This is a genomic window from Nocardia sp. NPDC004573 (assembly GCF_053602135.1).
Genome location: NZ_JBSGDA010000003.1, coordinates 279,903 through 297,052, shown reverse-complemented (window position 1 = coordinate 297,052; position 17,150 = coordinate 279,903). Strand labels below are relative to the sequence as shown.

Annotated in this window: 20 protein-coding genes; 11 read left to right on the top strand and 9 right to left on the bottom strand. The window is 68.5% G+C overall.

What is annotated here, in order from left to right; all coding sequences use genetic code 11:
• Positions 1-139: 139 nt before the first annotated feature.
• Positions 140-1,543 carry a class II fumarate hydratase gene (locus ACWEKR_RS06965; protein WP_452353686.1) on the top strand — a complete coding sequence of 468 codons (1,404 nt, stop codon included), beginning with the start codon at positions 140-142 and terminating at the stop codon, positions 1,541-1,543.
• 112 nt (positions 1,544-1,655) lie between these two features.
• Here the strand turns inward: ACWEKR_RS06965 and ACWEKR_RS06960 are convergent, their stop codons facing one another.
• From ACWEKR_RS06960 to ACWEKR_RS06945, 4 genes are all read right to left on the bottom strand, one after another.
• On the bottom strand, positions 1,656-2,513 hold the full coding sequence (locus tag ACWEKR_RS06960; RefSeq protein ID WP_452353685.1) for an acyl-ACP desaturase: 858 nt from the start codon (positions 2,511-2,513) through the stop codon (positions 1,656-1,658).
• Between the two features lie 101 nt (positions 2,514-2,614).
• Positions 2,615-3,217, bottom strand: coding sequence for an LGFP repeat-containing protein (locus ACWEKR_RS06955; RefSeq protein ID WP_195085970.1), 603 nt, complete (start codon positions 3,215-3,217; stop codon positions 2,615-2,617).
• Positions 3,218-3,405: 188 nt separating this feature from the next.
• Positions 3,406-4,791 carry a PhoH family protein gene (locus tag ACWEKR_RS06950; protein ID WP_159843206.1) on the bottom strand — a complete coding sequence of 462 codons (1,386 nt, stop codon included), beginning with the start codon at positions 4,789-4,791 and terminating at the stop codon, positions 3,406-3,408.
• A gap of 266 nt (positions 4,792-5,057) precedes the next feature.
• Positions 5,058-5,426 carry a DUF488 domain-containing protein gene (locus ACWEKR_RS06945; RefSeq protein WP_159843204.1) on the bottom strand — a complete coding sequence of 123 codons (369 nt, stop codon included), beginning with the start codon at positions 5,424-5,426 and terminating at the stop codon, positions 5,058-5,060.
• A gap of 86 nt (positions 5,427-5,512) precedes the next feature.
• Between ACWEKR_RS06945 and ACWEKR_RS06940 the strand changes: the two genes are divergently transcribed.
• Entirely contained in the window at positions 5,513-5,785 is a 273-nt protein-coding gene (locus tag ACWEKR_RS06940; protein WP_159843202.1) for a hypothetical protein, read from the top strand.
• 7 nt (positions 5,786-5,792) lie between these two features.
• Here the strand turns inward: ACWEKR_RS06940 and ACWEKR_RS06935 are convergent, their stop codons facing one another.
• A complete protein-coding gene (locus ACWEKR_RS06935) occupies positions 5,793-6,215 on the bottom strand; it encodes a limonene-1,2-epoxide hydrolase family protein (RefSeq protein ID WP_195085972.1) in 423 nt (140 codons plus the stop codon).
• A 23-nt stretch (positions 6,216-6,238) separates the two neighbouring features.
• A complete protein-coding gene (locus ACWEKR_RS06930) occupies positions 6,239-6,955 on the bottom strand; it encodes a TetR/AcrR family transcriptional regulator (RefSeq protein WP_452353684.1) in 717 nt (238 codons plus the stop codon).
• 112 nt (positions 6,956-7,067) lie between these two features.
• Between ACWEKR_RS06930 and ACWEKR_RS06925 the strand changes: the two genes are divergently transcribed.
• The 5 genes from ACWEKR_RS06925 to ACWEKR_RS06905 all read left to right on the top strand — a co-directional run bounded on the left by ACWEKR_RS06925 (position 7,068) and on the right by ACWEKR_RS06905 (position 11,373).
• Entirely contained in the window at positions 7,068-8,264 is a 1,197-nt protein-coding gene (locus tag ACWEKR_RS06925) for an FAD-dependent monooxygenase (protein WP_452353683.1), read from the top strand.
• Between the two features lie 189 nt (positions 8,265-8,453).
• The gene (locus ACWEKR_RS06920; RefSeq protein ID WP_452353682.1) at positions 8,454-8,840 is read left to right on the top strand and encodes a hypothetical protein; all 387 of its coding nucleotides are present in this window, start codon (positions 8,454-8,456) and stop codon (positions 8,838-8,840) included.
• Positions 8,837-9,415 carry a DUF3558 domain-containing protein gene (locus tag ACWEKR_RS06915; protein WP_452353681.1) on the top strand — a complete coding sequence of 193 codons (579 nt, stop codon included), beginning with the start codon at positions 8,837-8,839 and terminating at the stop codon, positions 9,413-9,415. Before ACWEKR_RS06920 ends, ACWEKR_RS06915 begins: the two co-directional genes overlap by 4 nt.
• Positions 9,416-9,433: 18 nt before the next feature.
• Complete coding sequence (locus ACWEKR_RS06910) at positions 9,434-10,630, top strand: hypothetical protein (protein WP_452353680.1); 1,197 nt, start codon at positions 9,434-9,436, stop codon at positions 10,628-10,630.
• Positions 10,627-11,373 (top strand): ESX secretion-associated protein EspG, encoded by a 747-nt coding sequence (locus ACWEKR_RS06905; protein ID WP_452353679.1) that lies wholly within the window; start codon positions 10,627-10,629, stop codon positions 11,371-11,373. The genes ACWEKR_RS06910 and ACWEKR_RS06905 overlap by 4 nt, the downstream gene beginning before the upstream one ends.
• Before the next feature lie 58 nt (positions 11,374-11,431).
• On the opposite strand, the gene glyA is transcribed toward ACWEKR_RS06905, so the two are convergent.
• Both glyA and ACWEKR_RS06895 read right to left on the bottom strand, forming a co-directional pair.
• Positions 11,432-12,727 carry a serine hydroxymethyltransferase gene (gene glyA / locus ACWEKR_RS06900; RefSeq protein ID WP_452353678.1) on the bottom strand — a complete coding sequence of 432 codons (1,296 nt, stop codon included), beginning with the start codon at positions 12,725-12,727 and terminating at the stop codon, positions 11,432-11,434.
• A 135-nt stretch (positions 12,728-12,862) separates the two neighbouring features.
• On the bottom strand, positions 12,863-13,441 hold the full coding sequence (locus ACWEKR_RS06895) for a TetR/AcrR family transcriptional regulator (RefSeq protein WP_452353677.1): 579 nt from the start codon (positions 13,439-13,441) through the stop codon (positions 12,863-12,865).
• A gap of 93 nt (positions 13,442-13,534) precedes the next feature.
• Here ACWEKR_RS06895 and ACWEKR_RS06890 point away from each other — a divergent pair, with 93 nt between their 5' ends.
• From ACWEKR_RS06890 to ACWEKR_RS06880, 3 genes are all read left to right on the top strand, one after another.
• Entirely contained in the window at positions 13,535-13,999 is a 465-nt protein-coding gene (locus tag ACWEKR_RS06890; RefSeq protein ID WP_195085981.1) for a PaaI family thioesterase, read from the top strand.
• Between the two features lie 11 nt (positions 14,000-14,010).
• On the top strand, positions 14,011-14,460 hold the full coding sequence (locus ACWEKR_RS06885) for a nitroreductase family deazaflavin-dependent oxidoreductase (protein WP_452353676.1): 450 nt from the start codon (positions 14,011-14,013) through the stop codon (positions 14,458-14,460).
• A 61-nt stretch (positions 14,461-14,521) separates the two neighbouring features.
• Positions 14,522-14,671, top strand: a complete 150-nt coding sequence (locus tag ACWEKR_RS06880) for a hypothetical protein (protein WP_452353675.1) — start codon at positions 14,522-14,524, stop codon at positions 14,669-14,671.
• 3 nt (positions 14,672-14,674) lie between these two features.
• On the opposite strand, the gene ACWEKR_RS06875 is transcribed toward ACWEKR_RS06880, so the two are convergent.
• Entirely contained in the window at positions 14,675-15,874 is a 1,200-nt protein-coding gene (locus ACWEKR_RS06875) for a DUF885 domain-containing protein (protein WP_452353674.1), read from the bottom strand.
• Positions 15,875-16,055: 181 nt separating this feature from the next.
• Here ACWEKR_RS06875 and coaA point away from each other — a divergent pair, with 181 nt between their 5' ends.
• Positions 16,056-16,988, top strand: coding sequence for a type I pantothenate kinase (coaA, locus tag ACWEKR_RS06870; protein WP_039800785.1), 933 nt, complete (start codon positions 16,056-16,058; stop codon positions 16,986-16,988).
• The last annotated feature ends 162 nt before the right edge of the window (positions 16,989-17,150 follow it).

Below are 17,150 nucleotides of genomic sequence, written 5' to 3'. Positions count from 1 at the left end.
GTAGGTAGGCGCAGCTCCCGGCATGCGGCGCCGCCACCAAGCGAACGGTACGTATTCCCGACAAAGGCCTGCCGAGGTGTGCGAATGACCTCAGGCGTGGCTGCCCCACGGAACGCGGGTGCGGCATAGGGTCGGGATCATGAGCGAGGAGACGCAGTACCGCATCGAGCACGACACCATGGGCGAGGTCCGGGTTCCGGTGGACGCTTTGTGGCGGGCGCAGACCCAGCGGGCCGTGGAGAACTTCCCGATCAGCGGACGCGGCTTGGAACGGGCGCAGATTCGCGCGCTCGGCCTGCTGAAGGCCGCGTGCGCCACGGTGAACCGCGACCTGGGTCTGCTCGATCCCGCGAAGGCCGATGCCATCATCGCCGCGGCGAACGAGATCGCCGAGGGCAGGCACGACGACCAGTTCCCGATCGACGTCTTCCAAACCGGTTCCGGCACCAGCTCGAACATGAACGCCAACGAGGTCATCGCCTCGCTGGCCAAGGCGAAAGGTGTCACCGTCCACCCGAACGACGACGTGAACATGTCGCAGTCGTCCAACGACACCTTCCCCACCGCAACGCATCTCGCCGCTACCGAAGCGGTCATCACCGATCTGGTTCCCGCGCTGGAGCATCTGCGGCTGGCGCTGCTGGACAAGTCGGTGGAATGGCGGACCGTGGTGAAGTCCGGCCGCACCCACCTGATGGACGCGGTCCCGGTGACGCTCGGCCAGGAATTCGGCGGCTACACCCGTCAGGTCGCCGCGGGCATCGACCGCATCATGGCGACGCTGCCGCGGCTGGGCGAACTGCCGATCGGCGGAACGGCGGTCGGCACCGGCCTGAACGCGCCGGAGGGCTTCGGCGCGAAGGTCGTCGCGGAACTGGTGCGCGCCACCGACATCGACGCGCTGCGCGAGGCCGAGGACCACTTCGAGGCACAGGCCGCGCGCGACGGCCTGGTCGAGGCGTCCGGCGCGCTTCGCACGATCGCGGTGAGCCTCACCAAGATCGCCAACGACATCCGCTGGATGGGCTCGGGCCCGCTCACCGGACTGGCCGAGATCCAGCTGCCGGATCTGCAGCCCGGCAGCTCGATCATGCCCGGCAAGGTGAACCCGGTGCTCCCCGAGGCGGTGACCCAGGTCGGCGCGCAGGTGATCGGCAACGACGCCGCGGTCGCCTTCGCGGGCGCGAACGGCGCCTTCGAGCTGAACGTCTACATCCCGGTGATGGCGCGCAACTTGCTGGAGTCGATTCGCCTGCTGGCCAACGTCTCCCGCCTGTTCGCCGACAAGTGCGTGCGCGGTTTGGTCGCCAATGTCGAGCATCTGCGCACGCTCGCCGAGTCCTCGCCGTCGATCGTGACGCCGCTGAACTCGGCGATCGGCTACGAGGAGGCGGCCGCGGTGGCGAAGGAAGCGCTGAAGGAGAAGAAGACCATCCGCCAGACCGTCATCGACCGCGGTCTGCTGGGCGAGAAGCTGACCGAGGAGGAACTCGACCGCCGTCTCGATGTCCTGGCCATGGCGAAGGTGGCCGACCAGGACTGACCAGACCGCCCTCGGCGCCACACCGCCGAAACGAACGCCACCTCGGTAACCGTGCGGCTACCGAGGTGGCGTTCGGGATCGAGGCCGTCGCGACGGACCGGATGACGCCAGGTCAGTCGCGCAAGTGCGCGAGCTCCTCGCGCGCCAGCTCCCCGTCCGGACCGAAATCGGTCCGAGTGAAGATGTTCCACCGCCGCAGCAAGGGGGCGAAGACCAGCTCGCCCTCCTTGGCGCGATCGTAGATGCCCGCCTCGGCGAGCACCGCGTCGCTGCTGCGGCCGTCGGGCAGCGTCACCGTGGGGACCTCGAAGCCGGCGACCCGGTCGGCGATGGCCCGAACGGTCTGGTCGGGCACCAGATCGAGCGCGGCGGCGACCAGGTCGGCGAAGAACACCGACTGCAGTTCGTCGTCCGCCGCGATCCGCTCGGCGATGGCGGTGACCAGGGGATTCTCGCCGAGCGCGGCGGTGTTGCGATGCCGGACCGCGCTGGCGGCCTCCTCGAAAGCGCAGTTGGCCAGCACGTCGAGCAGGTGCATCGCCGGGCGGCGGAAGCCCTTGGTCATGTGCTCCATGCGCAACCGCTCCAGCTCCACCGGGTCGACGGCCCTGGTGACCATGAGGTAGTTGCGGATGGTGATCTCGTGGCGGTTCTCCTCGGCGGTCCAGCGGCCTACCCAGCGCCACCAGGCGCCGGTGCGCAGGTACTTGCCGATCTCGCGGTGATACGAGGGCAGGTTGTCGGCGATCAGCACCGAGACGGTCAACGCCAGTTTGGCGGTTTCGCCGAGTTCGGACTGCTCCGGCGTCCAGTCGTCACCACCGAGGAAGGCGAAGTTGCGCCCGTCGTCCCACGGCACGAAGTCGTGGGGCTGCCACCCGTCGGCGACATCGACGTGCTTACGCAGCAGCAGTTCTACGTCCACCGCGAGCGATTCGAGCAGTTCGCGGTCGGTCAGGAGAGTTTGCACCGAGATAACCTAGCGGCTTGGCCCGCGGAGCGGGAGCGGATGGATGGGATTCACAGGCAACCGGGACCACACCGCGACCCCGGACGCCGAATATCTGGCTCCTACTTCGGCGTGACGGTGATAGTACCGTTCACCCAGGTGATGGTGCCGCCGGAGAAGTCGCTCTGCTTGCCGCCGGGGATATCCTTCTCGTCGCTGACCGGGTAGCCGAGCGGCCCCTGCGCGCCACCGTTGTCCTCCCACGCCTTGCGGATCTCGCCCCAGACGACGTGCGGTTCGCCGTCCTTGGGCTCGTAGATCGTGCCGCCCGCGAAGTCCTGGTATTCCCCGTCGTCGGGTCCCTTCTCCTCGGCTTCCAGCGGGAGGCCGAGCGTGCCGGTCGGGCCACCGAGCTGCATGTACTTCTCGTAGATGTCGCCGTCGACGCTGATCTCACCGGCCGGAGTGGCGATCTTGGTGCCCTCCGCGCTCGCCCCCGTGGTGGCCGTGGCGCCCGTGGTGCCGGTCGGCTCCTCCCCGGTGCGGGTGGGGCTCCCGGTGGCGCTGCCCGGGCTGACCATCGAGGTGACCATGCCGGTCATGCTGGCCATGCCGGTCTTGGCGCCGTCGCCTTTGTCGTCATCGTCGCCGCAGCCGGCCAAGACCAGCCCTGCCGCGGCGAGCACTGCGGTGAATCCAGCCGTTCGTCGAGCGAAGTGGTGCATGTCCATCCTCTCGCTGTGGGCTACCGGCACACCACGGACTCCGTGACGGCGCCACGAGTAGCCTCGGCCGATTGTCAGGCGATGACCCGGTGACCGAGGACGGTCACCGGGTCATACCGAACAGCTATCGCGGCGGATGATACCCACCGGATATGCCGTGAAACACCGCGTCGGACGGCACCGCCGGATCAGGCGTTGGGACCGTACTCCTCCAGCATCTCGGTGACCAGCGCAGCGATCGGCGAGCGCTCGCTACGGGTCAGCGTGATGTGCGCGAAAAGCGGGTGGCCTTTGAGTTTCTCGACCACCGCCGCGACACCGTCGTGCCTGCCGACGCGCAGATTGTCGCGCTGGGCCACATCGTGGGTGAGTACCACCCGCGAGCCGGTTCCCAGCCGGCTGAGCACCGTGAGCAGCACATTGCGCTCCAGCGACTGGGCTTCGTCCACGATCACGAAGGAGTCGTGCAGCGACCGCCCGCGAATATGGGTCAGCGGCAACACCTCCAGCATGTCGCGGCTGAGCACCTCCTCCATCACCTCACGGCTGGCCAGCCCGTCGAGCGTGTCGAAGACCGCCTGGGCCCACGGGCCCATCTTCTCGCTCTCGGTGCCGGGCAGATAGCCCAGGTCCTGGCCGCCCACCGCATAGAGCGGGCGGAAGACCACCACCTTGCGCTGGGCCCGCCGTTCGAGCACCGCCTCCAGGCCCGCGGTCAACGCGAGCGCCGACTTGCCGGTACCCGCCCGGCCGCCCAGCGAGACGATGCCGACGCTCTCGTCCAGCAGCAGGTCGAGCGCGATGCGCTGCTCGGCGGAACGGCCGTGCAGCCCGAACGCCTCGCGCTCGCGCACCAGCTGCACCCGCTTGTCCGGTGTGACCCGGCCCAGCGCGCTCGAACTGACGCCGAGCAGCCGAATGCCGGTGTGGCAAGGCAGCTCTCGCGCTTCATCGAGATCGATCACGGACTCGGCGTAGAGCTGATCGATGCGCGCCGTGCTGACATCGAGTTCCACCATGCCGGACCAGCCCGAGGTCACCACGTCCTGGGCGTGGTACTCGTCGGCGTGCAAGCCCACCGCGCTCGCCTTGACCCGCAGCGGAATGTCCTTGGACACCAACACCACTTCGCGGCCCTCGGCCGCGAGGTTGAGCGCACAGGCGAGGATCCGGGAATCGTTGGTGTCGGTGCGGAAGCCGACCGGAAGGACCGCGGGATCGGTGTGGTTCAGTTCCACCTGCAACGTTCCGCCCTCGGTGCCGATCGGCACCTGCTGATCCAGCCTGCCGTACTGCAGGCGCAGATCATCCAGGTTGCGCAGGGCTTCGCGCGCGAACCAGCCCAGCTCGTGATGGTGCCGTTTGGCTTCGAGTTCACTGATGACCACCAGGGGTAACACCACGTCGTGCTCGCCGAACCGCGTGAAGGACCAAGGATCCGACAGCAGGACGGACGTGTCGATGACGAAGGTTTTGCCGGCTGATTGCGAGGGGCGGGCCCCCTTCGCGGCGGCTCCGCCTTTCGCGGAGCTGGAGTTCGCCGAGGGAGCGGAAACGGAGCGTGCAGCAGTCACGGTGGGCTCCTCTGTGTTCGCGCGGCAGTCGCACGAACGATCTCGCTGGACCGGTCCGTCCTGATGGACCCGACGTTGCCGTCAGGCGCCACGAGGGCCGGGTGCCGGCCCCCTCGTACTGAGTAGCTCAGTCACGGTCAGGACCTCCCGTACGAGCCACACCGCCGCGGCCCGCACACCCGACGCTACCTGCGGTCCCCCGTTCCGCGCTCGGGGACCGCGAGGCGTGTCCGTGAATTTGTGGTAAACCCGCACGTCACCCGCGCTCAACGGAGCACATCGAGCAACACCGGAACATGGCTGTGCGCCGGATCCTGTACGGCCGTGAGCAATGTGACCGGACCTTCGGCGGCCAGAGCGCGTAAATCCCGCAAATCTTGCCGAACCTCCGGAACCGCTAGTTCGGCGCGGTAGCGCCGGGCGAATTCCGGGCCCCGCGCGTCCCGATCGGCGTGGAACCAGCGCCGCAACTCGGTGGACGGGGTGAGCGCTTTGGGCCAGCGATCGACCCGCGCTTGCGCTTTGGTGATGCCCCGCGGCCAGAGCCGGTCGACGAGCACCCGGGTGCCGTCGTCGGGGTCGGGTTCGTCGTAGACGCGCTTGACGCGGAAGCCGGGCTGCGGTTGCTGGGTCATGGCGGTCATCGCAGCACGGCGTGCGAGCGGCCCCCGGATTCGCCACGCCGTCGCTGTCGGCCGATTCGGCGGATAGAGTCGCTGGTATGTCCGGTAACGAGGATTTGGAGAAGCTGTCGTCGAAGGAACTGCACGACCGGGCGATGCGGCTCGCCGTGCGACGCGGTGACGTGAAGTTCCTGTGGCGGCTGCTCACGTCGATCCCGGCCGCGGAGGCCGCCGCGGGCAATGTCGGCGAAAGCGAGGCGGACATCAAGTACGTGCTGCCCATGCTCGACGACTATGTGCACGCGGGCGACGGCGCGGTCGCCGAGGTATTGCGGCCGGTCTATCTGGACTACCTCGCCAAGCATTCCTGAGACCGGATCAGCGACGGGCCGACGCCGCGCGCCACAGGCCGGCGGCCGTGCCGCGCAAGAAGTTCTCCCAGCTGAAGTGGTCGTGCCACAGGATGATTCGGCCGTCGCGCAGCTCGAACGTGCCCGTCACCCAGAACCCGACGCGCACCGGCCCGAAACGCAGGTAGTCGGTGCGGTCGGTGAGCACGATGTCGCCGTCGGCGGCGATGTGGTGCAGGTCCACCCCGAAGCCGAGCCAGTCGCGGCGTAGCCCGCGCAGCACGCCGCCGACTCGCCGGATGCCACGCACATCGGGCAGCGAGGTGTTCTTCCAGACGATGTCCGGGTGCAGCAGGTCGATCGCCTCCTCGGAGGCGCCCATCGCGAGCGCGGCGAAGAACTCCCGCACAGTGGTGATCGCGTCCTGTTTCAGGTCGGGTTCGTCGGTCATGGTCCGAGCGTAGGCCGAGCCGGTCACCCGCGGCGCGCGATGAGCACGGCCAGCCCGTCGAGGATGCGCGCGATACCGAATTTCAACGCCCCCACCCCTCCCCCGACCGCGCCTTCCTCGGCGAAAGCCGCCGCCGAGGCCGGGTATCGATCAGCCGCGGCGGCCACCATTTCGGCGAACTGCCCCGCGACCTGCCTCTCGAACTCGTCGGAGTCCACCATGCGCACCTGCTGCGCCAGGCTGCGGGCGTGACCGGTCAGCAGGACGATGGTGTCCAGGCGTTCGGCGGTGGTGAGTCCGGTCCCGGCCAGCGCGCCGAGCGCGGCTTCCATCCAGGCCAGTTCGTTCGGGCCGACCGGCCGCCCGCCCACCGACGCCTCCAGCGACCAAGGGTGGGCGCGGAAGCGTTCGTAGATCGTCTCGCACCACACGCTCAGCAGCTCGCGCCAGCCGTCCTCCGAGCCCTCCTGGCCTGCGCGCAGTTCCGGCGGCGCGCCCAGGGCTGTGTCCAGCATCAGCGCGACGAGCTCGGCTTTGCCCGGCACGTAGCGGTACAGCGACATCTTCGTGAAGCCCAGCCGCTCGGCCACCCGCTGCATGGACAGGTTCGCCAGCCCTTCGGCGTCGGCGAGGGCGATGGCCTCCCCCACGATCCGCTCGAGTGAGAGGGCGGGTTTCGGACCCCGTTTGGGGCGCTGAACGGTGCCCCAGAGCAACTCGAGTGCGGTCGGTGTCGGCATGCCCGAAATCCTTCCGGAGAACGTCTTGACGCAAAACTGTGTCTACCATACGCTGATCTGCGTCCGACAGATACAGTTTCTGTCGGACGCAGATCAGCACCGAGGAGCACTCATGCGCAACCCCACCGTTCTCATCTCCGGCGCGAGCATCGCCGGACCCGCGCTGGCCTACTGGCTGCACCGTTACGGATTCGCGGTCACCGTCGTCGAGCGCGCTCCGGCACTGCGCCCCGGCGGTCAGGCGGTCGACTTCAAGGGTCGAACCCACCGCACCGTGCTCGAGCGGATGCGCGTCCTGGACGACATCGAGCAGCGCAGGACCGGCACCACCGACACCGTCTTCGTGGACGAGCGGGGCGCACGACTGGCGGTGATGTCGGGGGAATTCACCGGTGGCGACGTCGAGATCCTGCGCGGCGACTTGTCCGAGATCATCTACCGGCGCACTGCCGACCACTGCGAATACCTGTTCGGCGATTCGATCACCGCGCTCACGGACACCGTGGCCGGTGTGCACGTCGAGTTCGAGCACGCGCCCGCCCGCACCTTCGACCTCGTCTTCGGCGCCGACGGCATCCACTCGCGGGTCCGCAGACTGGCCTTCGGCCCCGAGCGGGACTTCGTGAAGCACCTGGGCTACTACTACGCCGTCGCCGGCGCCAGCCCGTGGCACGGCACGATCACCGGGCCGCGCGAACGGATGGTCGCGCACGCCCACAACGCGCCGGGACGACTCGCGATCAGCGGCGGCCCGAAGGCGCAGCAGATGTACATGTTCGCCGCCCCCGAGCTCGACTACGCTCGCGACGACAGCGCGGCCCAGCGGCGCATCGTCGCCGAGGCCTTCGCCGGGGTGGGATGGGAGGTGCCGCGAATGCTCGCCGAACTCGACGAATTCGATGACTTCTACCTGGACTCGATCGGTCAGGTCAGGATGCCGGACGGGTACACCAGGGGACGAGTCGCGCTGGTCGGTGACTCTGGGTACGGGAACACGCTGGGCGGCTTCGGCACCGGGCTCGCCGTGGTCGGCGCGTATGTCATCGCGGGCGAACTGGCCTCGGCAGAAGGGGATCACACCGTCGCCTTCGCCCGCTACGACGCGATGATGAAGCGTTACTCGAAGATCGCGGGCAACAGCAACACCGGTCGCTTCCTGGCGCCGGGGACCGCGCGCGGCATCAAGATGCGCAACTGGTTCCTCGGATCCCGGATGTTCGCGCTGATGACGAAATACAGCGACAGCGCCGCCAACGACATCGACTTGCAGGACTACCCCGCGCTGGTCGGAGCGACGTATCCGCGCTGACCGTTCGTCAGCGGCCTTGACAGCCTGCGGGCCACCGGGTTTCGGCACAACATCCCAGCTCGGGACCGTCGCACCGGCCATGACGATCGGCGCGACGCGGCTCCCCGCGGAACCCGCTGTGTTTCGATGGAACCGGAGCGAGACGGGGCGCGTCTATAAGGTCAGACGGCACTGACGGAAGGGGCGGCGATGGCGGACAGCCCGTTTCCCGGGTACATCGAGGCTGCGAAAACCGGGGCCTTGCGGGTGCGGATGGACCCGCAAGGGTTCGTGGAGATCGACCAGGCGTGCGGAGAGTTGATCGATGCGCTGGTGGCAGCACAGACCGACGCGCGCGAGCTGGGTGAACGGCAGGGCTGGGGTCTGGGCGAGGACAATCCGAAGCTGACCTCCGCAGTCGAACTCGTGCGCCTGTTCCGGGAGAAAGCCTTCGGCGGTCCGAACAACGCATTCGACACGCTGACGGAGTACATCTCCGCCGCGCAGGAGATCCGCTCCCTGTTCCAAGCCATTCGCGACGGCTACGTTCGTACAGATACGGAATTCGCGGCCGCGATGCGGGAGCTCAGCGTATGAGGGCGGGCACAGACCTTCGGACAACAGGATTCGCCGCCGGAGCGATAGGACTCATCCTGCTCGCCGGATGTGGTGACGACATGGCACCGGACGAATCGGTGACCTCGTCGCTCAGCGCGACCGGCGGCCAGAACTCATCGTCAGGGCCGAACGCGCAGTCGGCGTTCGATCCTTGTACCGCATTGACACCCCAATTCCTCGCAGCGCGCCAGTGGGACTCGAGACCCCCGGAACCCAGGCAGGACAGCCAAGGCGGCACCAGCTGGAAAGGCTGCCGATACGTCGCGCGGGCCGGGTACGGATTCGTCATCGAGACCACTAACGGCACGCTGGAGCAGGTGCGCAGCAGATATCCATCTGCCGTGGACATTCCGGCAGGCGATCGAAAAGCCGTGCGCTACGAAGCCCGTCCGGATGTCCCCGGCGGCTGCACGATCAACATCGAGATGGGGTCCGGCTCGCTCTACATCCTGACGAACGTGCCGCAGACGTCGATGAACAAGCACCTCGTCGCCTGCGATATCGCCACCGATATCGCCCGAGCAGTCGCACCGTTGCTGCCCGCGGGCAGCTGAGCACCGGGGAAGCGAATTATGAGACAAACCGACGGCCGCGCGATCACCAATCCGGAGAACGCGCAGAGTTTCTCGCACGCGGAGATCAAACAGGCGGCCGACGCCATGAATCCGGCCGGGCTCGACGGCGCGTTCGCCGCGTGGTCGGCCATCGCGGCCGTGGTCACGAACGCGGGGCAGCGCTTCGAGGACGCCGTCGAGAAGGCGGTGGAACAACATTGGGAGGGCGCGGCGGCCGAGAGCGCGGTCCGTGGCGTGCGGGACTACGCCGCGCGGGTGGGCGAACTGGGCGAGGCCCTGAGCGCGCAGAGTCTGCCGCTGTCGGCGGCGGCGAACGCGGCGGCGAAGTTCAAGTCATCGGTGCCCGACCTGGTGGACGCCTCGGCCGGCGCGGCGAATCCGGAACAGCGCAACTCGCGGGAGGAGCAGGCCCGCGACGAGATGAACACCCAGTACATCCAGCCGTACGGAGCCACCGCCCCGGCCATCCCGACGCTGCCGCCTCCGGTCAGCCCCGCCGCCACGACGCCGACGGGTGTCGAAACGAGCGCCTCGACGGACGTGGACCCGAGCGTCGGGTCGCAGCCGGTGGACGGCGGCCGCCCTGCCCCCGGCAGTTCCTCCACCGACGACAAGCCGACGACATCCGAAGGCACCGCCTCGCCCAGCGAGGCGGAGGGGGAAGGCACGCCCGACGAGCCGACACAGCCGACGGCGGAGAGCACCGGGGAAACGACCACGTCGCAGGCCCTGTCGCAGAGCCAGGACACCGCATCGACCACGCCGGCGTCCACCGCGAGGACGCAGACGACGACAACTCCGGCGACATCTTTCGTCCCGACGACGCCCGCCGCCACACCCGCCACCGTCGTCCCGACATCGTTCGACGGCAGGCCGAACGGCACGCAGGCCCGGCCGGGGAGGCCCGGAGCGGCCTGCTCCCCCGGCGTCGCGGACAACCAGGCGCGATCGGGCACTTCGCGTCCCGCTCAGCCCACCGCCCCGGCTGCGGCGAATCCGCAATCCACCGTGCCAGGACGCTCGCCGGCGTCCGCCGGTTCGGGCTACTCGGGCATGGTCCCACCGGGCCTGCGCGGCAGGCGCGCGGAGGACGATGAGCACAAGTCGCCGAAATACCTGCGCACCGAGGAGCACGCGAAGGAGTTGCTCGGTGAGGTGCAGCCGACCGTGCCGCCCGCACTGGGCGAGAAATGACGGCGCAATGGTCGCTGACGGCCGAACAGTTCGCCGCGGCGTGGTTCGGGACCGGACAGGATCGCATGCCGTTCCCGTTCCGGTTCACCAGCCGGTTCCCCGGTTTGCACGAGTACCAGGAGTATCAGCGGCAGTTCCGCGCGGAACTCGGCCGCGACGAGCGGCTGCCGCTGCGCGGTGCGATCACCACGCTGGCCGTTCCCGACTGGCGCGTCGAACTGTTCGGCTACGACAACACGCGCGACGGGGTCGAACTGCGCGTCGTCGCCTGCGGGACGCGCGGCGGCTCCGGCGTGCTCGCCGTGCAATCGCCCGCACCCGATGGCGGTCGAGTGCTGTTGCGGCGCTGTCGAACCGACCAGCTCGCCACCGAAGTCGTGCGCTTGCTGCCGGATACCCCGGCCGGGACCGTCGGTGAGAAGAGTTTCCTGCTCGATGATCTCAACGACGAACGCCCCGACTTGTTCGGGAACGCGCCGGCCAGCCAGGCAAAGGAACGCTACCGGCGCTTCTGGCGGCAGTCGTGCACCACCCGGGGCACCGCGGTCGTGCTCCTCGGCCCGCGCAACGCCGAACCGTTGCGCACCGGCCGCCTCCGCTGGATCGACACGCCGGACGGCCGCTACTGCGAGGTCCCCGCGAACCGGGCGCTGATGATCCGCCCCGGGACCAGCGCCGATATCACTCGCTACCTGGACGAGTCGATCGTGCGAGCCAGGGCGCGCATGGACCTACCCGGCTGACTCGTCGCGCGCCCGCTTCGTGCCTCCGGCCCGCCGGACGCACGAAGCGAACCCGGCGTCAGCCCAGCAGGCGCCAGTCCTCCAGGCCGTCGTACAGCGGAACGTCTTCGGCCAGCTTGCTCACCCGGGCCCGCAGTGCGTCCAGGTCGGCGCTACCGGCGAGCGCACCCGCGATGATGTCGGCGACCTCGGCGAACTCGGTATCGCCGAAGCCACGGGTGGCCAGGGCGGCGGTGCCGATGCGCAGGCCGGAGGTGACCATCGGGGGGCGCGGGTCGAACGGAACGGCATTGCGGTTCACGGTGATACCGATCTCGTGCAGCAAGTCCTCGCCCTGCTGGCCGTCGAGCTCGGAGTTGCGCAGGTCGACCAGCACCAGGTGCACGTCGGTGCCGCCGGTGAGCACGCTGATGCCCTTGTCCTTGACGTCGGCGGCGGTGAGCCGCTCGGCCAGGATCTTCGCGCCGGACAGGGTGCGCTCCTGACGGTTGCGGAACTCCTCGCTCGCGGCGATCTTGAACGCGACGGCCTTGGCGGCGATGGCGTGCATGAGCGGGCCACCCTGCTGGCCGGGGAACACCGAGCTGTTCAGCTTCTTCGCGTATTCCTGCTTGGCCAGGATGAGGCCGGAGCGGGGACCGCCGAGGGTCTTGTGCACGGTCGAGGACACCACGTCGGCGTGAGGCACCGGCGAGGGGTGCAGACCGGCGGCGACCAGACCGGCGAAGTGGGCCATGTCCACCCACAGGTAGGCGCCGACCTCGTCGGCGATCGAGCGGAACGCCGCGAAGTCCTGGTGGCGCGGGTAGGCCGACCAGCCCGCCACGATCACCTTCGGGCGCGCACGCAAGGCGATGTCACGCACCTCGTCCATGTCGACGCGGTGGTCTTCTTTGCTCACCCCGTAGGAGTGCACTTCGTAGAGCTTGCCGGAGAAGTTCAGGCGCATGCCGTGGGTCAGGTGGCCGCCGTGCGCGAGGTCGAGGCCGAGCAGCTTCTCGCCCGGGTCCATCAGCGACATCAGCACCGCGGCGTTGGCCTGCGCGCCGGAATGCGGCTGCACGTTGGCGAATTCGGCGCCGAACAGCTCCTTGGCGCGGTCGCGCGCCAAGGTCTCCACCACGTCGACGTGCTCGCAGCCGCCGTAGTAGCGCCGCCCGGGGTAGCCCTCGGCGTACTTGTTGGTCAGCACGCTTCCCTGCGCCTGTAGCACCGCGCGCGGCACGAAGTTCTCCGAGGCGATCATCTCGAGCGTGTCGCGTTCGCGGGCGAGCTCGCCTGCCATCGCGGCAGCGAGCTCCGGATCGAGCTCACCGAGAGACTGGGAATTGACAGAGGCGGTCGTCTGCGTCACGACCTCAGTCTATGGGCCGTGCGCCCGGCCCTCGAGCAGGGGGTTCATCCCTCCCCGGTGGACGCTGGCGCGTCGCGCGGTCCGTTCGTGACGTGCGACACGCCCCGGGCCTACGCCGACCCCGCGGACCGACGTTCAGCGGGATTCGTCGTCCTCCGGCAGGTAGTTCGCCAGCAATGCCGCGAGATGCCGCTGCGCGTCTTCCAGCGGACGCGTGGACTTCATGGCCCTCGCCTGCACGATGGCTCCCTCCATCGCGCTGAACGCGAAGCTGCTGAAGGAACGCGCCTCCTCGGCGGACATGCCCGCGGCCACCAGTGCCGCACCGAGCCGCTCGTGCCAGGCGGCGAATACTTCGCCCGCGGCGGCCTGCACCCGTGGCTCCGCCTCGGCCAGCGCGGCGCCGACGACCGGGCATCCGGCACGATAGCCGGTCCGCTCCAGTGCGGTGACCCACCAACCGAGCAGCGCGTCGAACCAGCGCCGCGGCGGCGCGGCGGTGACCTTGTCGATCACCTCGCCGATCCGCGCGCCGGCGACTCGGGTGGCGGTCTCGACGAGCTCGCCCTTGCCCGCCGGGAAGTGCTGGTAGAGCGAGTTGCGCGAGGCGTTGCTGCGTTCCAGCAAGGTGGCCAGACCCGCGGCGTGCACGCCCTGCTCGCGGACCAGTTCGATGGCGCTTTCGATCAGCCTGGTGCGCGGCCCTGCCGTCATGCGAACTCCTTGCCCGAGGGTTGCGTGAACCGATCGGTCCATGTTGCAATCATGTCAGATGTGGACCGATCGGTTCATCGAAAGGATGGGCAAATGTCCGAAGCCACCGTCGACCTGGCTCAGCTGTCCGGTCTCGACCTCCTGCGCACCGCGATGACCAGGACGGACCGCCCGCCGTTCATCGGTGACCTGCTCGGCATCGAGATCGGCGAGCTCGAACACGGCAAAGTCGTCTTCACCCTGCGCACCAGGCCCGACTTCGCCAACCCGCTCGGCACCACGCACGGCGGCATCTGCGCCACGCTGCTCGACTCGGTGATGGGCTGCGCGGTGCACACCACCCTGGAGGCCGGGGTCGGGTACACGACGCTGGAACTGAAGATCAACTACATCCGCGCCGTGCCCACCGACGGACAGCGCCTCACCGCCACCGGCACCACGATCCATCTCGGGCGCACCACCGCGACCGCCGAGGGACGCGTGGTCGACGAGCAAGGCCGCCTGGTCGCGCACGCCACCACCACCTGCGCCATTTTTCGCCCGCACCATCGATCCTGAGGAGCACTGCCATGGCGGGACGAACACCCAGCGCCGCGGTACGCAAGTTCCGGCGCGAACGCTTGATCGGCCGCTACCTGGTCAACCCGGCCGTCGGCCTGCTCGACCGGCTCGGCCTCCGGTCGTCGCTGATCGCCGAACTGGAGACGGTCGGCGCGAAATCGGGCCTGCCGCGGCGCGTGCCGGTCACCGCGTCGATCGACGCGACGGGCGCGTGGCTGATCTCGCAGCACGGCCATCGGTCCGGCTGGGCCCGCAACATCGCCGCCGACCCGCACGTCCGGCTCCGGCAGGGCAGCCACTGGCGCACCGGCACGGCCAGGTTCGTTCCGGAGGACGACGTGGTGGCCCGCTCACGCACGTTCGCCAAGGGGCGCGTCGCCGCCTCGGTCACCGAGCGCACCATGAAAGCGCTGGAAAGCGACCCGATCTCGGTGCGCATCACGTTCGCGGGCGCCTGAGCACCGATTCATGGGGCTTCACAAGCCGTAACGAACGATGATGCGCCGACCGGTTTCCTTGGTGACAGTTCACGAACACCTGACGAAGGGAACGAACATGGTCGGCTCGGTCTCGGTGCCCACCTCTCCGGTCGAGGCGCTGCTGCGCACCCTCTCGCTGCTGCTGTGCAGCATCTCAGCGGGCGGACAGGGCTGCGCGGTGATCCAGTAATCCTCACGCCGCCGCGCGCACCGCTCCCGGTGTCAGCGGCTCGTCGAGCAGTCTGCGGAAACGATCGGCGCGTTCCTCGGCGTCCACCGCGCGATCGAGCCAGCCGCCCAGCAGCCGGTATCCCTCGACGTAGGTGGAGATGTAGGCGCGCCACAGCGGCGAGGACAGGAATCGCAGTGACTGGCGCGCCCGCTCCGGCGTCGTCAGGCTCCAGGTCTGCAAGAACTCCGCCACCTCGTCGGCCGACCGCCCGCGGTCGTGCAGCAGCAGCGCGGCGTCCTGGCGCACGCTGAGCAGTCCGGCCGAGGCGTTCGAAAGACGTTCGGCTCGTTCGCCGTCGAAGCGCAGGCCCAGATCCGCGTAGATCTCCTGCGCCCACTTGCCCCAGCCGGGTCCGACGATCGAACGCAGCGCCAGATCGGCGAGCCCTTCGGCCATCAGGCACTGCGGCGTGTTCACCAGGAACAGCGTCTGCTCGGCCTGCCCGGCGGCGACCAGCCCGGCCTCCTTGCGGCAGTGCTCCGTGTGGTGCCCGGGGTAGGACTCGTGCGCGATCAGCTGCGGCAGATGCGCCATGTGCTGCTTCAGGTCGGAATTGATCGCCACTCGGGAGTGATAGTTGCCCAGGTAGTAGTTGAATCCGGACCACGGCTTGTCGCCGACCACCTCGTAGGTGACGTGCTCGTGGTCCGGCAGCGGGTACCGGGCGCGGACCAGTTCGCGCAGCGCGCTGGAGAACGCCTCGACGCACACCGCCAGGCGCTCCGGCGGGATCTCGTCGGCCTTGCGATGCGCTGCCACCCGTTCGGCCAGCGGACCGTCTCCGGCGAGTACCTCGTCCATCTGCCGGTGCGCGTCGCGGTAGTTGTCCACGTCGCCGGGCGCGATGTCGACATCGAAGTAGGCGCGGACCTCCTCGACGAAGCCGATGTCGTCGCCGGCGAACTTCCGTCCGGAACACTCCAGCGCGCGCAGGTGCACGTCGAGAAATTCGGTGCGCTCCGGCGCCAACCCGGCCTCCGGCACCGCGGCGCGCAACTCGGCGGCGCGACGAGCCAGTTCGCGCGGCTGCGGCGCGGGCGCGTTCTGCACCTCGCGGCGCAGCGCGGGGTCGCCGGTGTAGGCGTCGACGAAGCCTTCCTCCAGCCGGTCGAAGGCGAGGCCGAGCCGCAGGTATTCGGTGACGAGCGGATGCGCTTCCATGCCAGCCGACATTAGCGGCTCACACCCGGGTCATCGAGCGGGTTACCAACGGGTAGTGGTACCCCGCTCATCCCACTCGGGTGGCGCGGAGCAGAATTCGGCTATGCGGCGACAGCTAGACCGAATCTCACCGGATCCGCACCGTAACTGTGCGTGTTTGCCGAAACGGAGCGTCGGGTAAGTGGCACGGATGAGCGAGCCGAGTCCATACGTGGAATTCGACCGGAAACAGTGGCGGACCCTGCGTAAATCGACTCCTCTGGTGCTCACCGAGGAAGAACTGATCGGCTTGCGCGGTCTCGGGGAACAGATCGATCTCGAGGAAGTCGCGGAGGTCTATCTTCCGCTCGCTCGTCTCATCCATCTGCAAGTCGCCGCGCGTCAGCGGTTGTTCGCCGCGACCGCGACCTTTCTCGGCGAAACCCATCCCGACCAGCAGGTACCGTTCGTGATCGGGGTGGCGGGCAGCGTCGCGGTGGGCAAGTCCACCACCGCGCGCGTGCTGCAAGCGCTGCTGGCCCGCTGGGATCACCACCCGCGGGTCGACCTGGTCACCACCGACGGGTTCCTCTATCCCACCGCGGAACTCACCCGGCGCGGCATCATGCACCGCAAGGGTTTTCCGGAGAGTTACGACCGCCGCAAGCTGCTGCGTTTCGTCACCGAGGTGAAATCCGGCGCCGCCGAGGTCTGCGCCCCGGTGTATTCGCACATCTCCTACGACATCGTGCCGAGCAAGCTGCACTGCGTGCGCCAGCCCGACATTCTGATCGTGGAAGGTTTGAACGTGCTGCAGACCGGTCCGCGCCTGATGGTCTCGGATCTGTTCGACTTCTCGATCTACGTCGACGCCCGCATCGAGGACATCGAGAAGTGGTATGTGCAACGGTTTCTCACTCTGCGCAAGACCGCTTTCGCCGATCCGAACGCGCATTTCCACCACTACTCGGGATTCACCGACGAGCAGGCGACCGCCGCCGCGCAGGAGATCTGGAACAACACCAACCGGCCGAATCTGGTGGAGAACATTCTGCCCACCCGTCCCCGCGCGACCCTGGTGCTACGCAAGGACGCCGACCACAGCATCAATCGCCTGCGGCTGCGGAAATTGTGATTTGCCTTACAATTTCCACGTCTCTTCCAGCCGGTGCGCGACGTCGATATCGCGGATCCGCGTAGCCGATCGAGTCATCCGGCTCCCGGTACGGCTTCGGCGGCCGACGGTCGAACGGGCTCAGAAGACCGCACGGTAGGCGAGACCGACGCCGGTGATCCC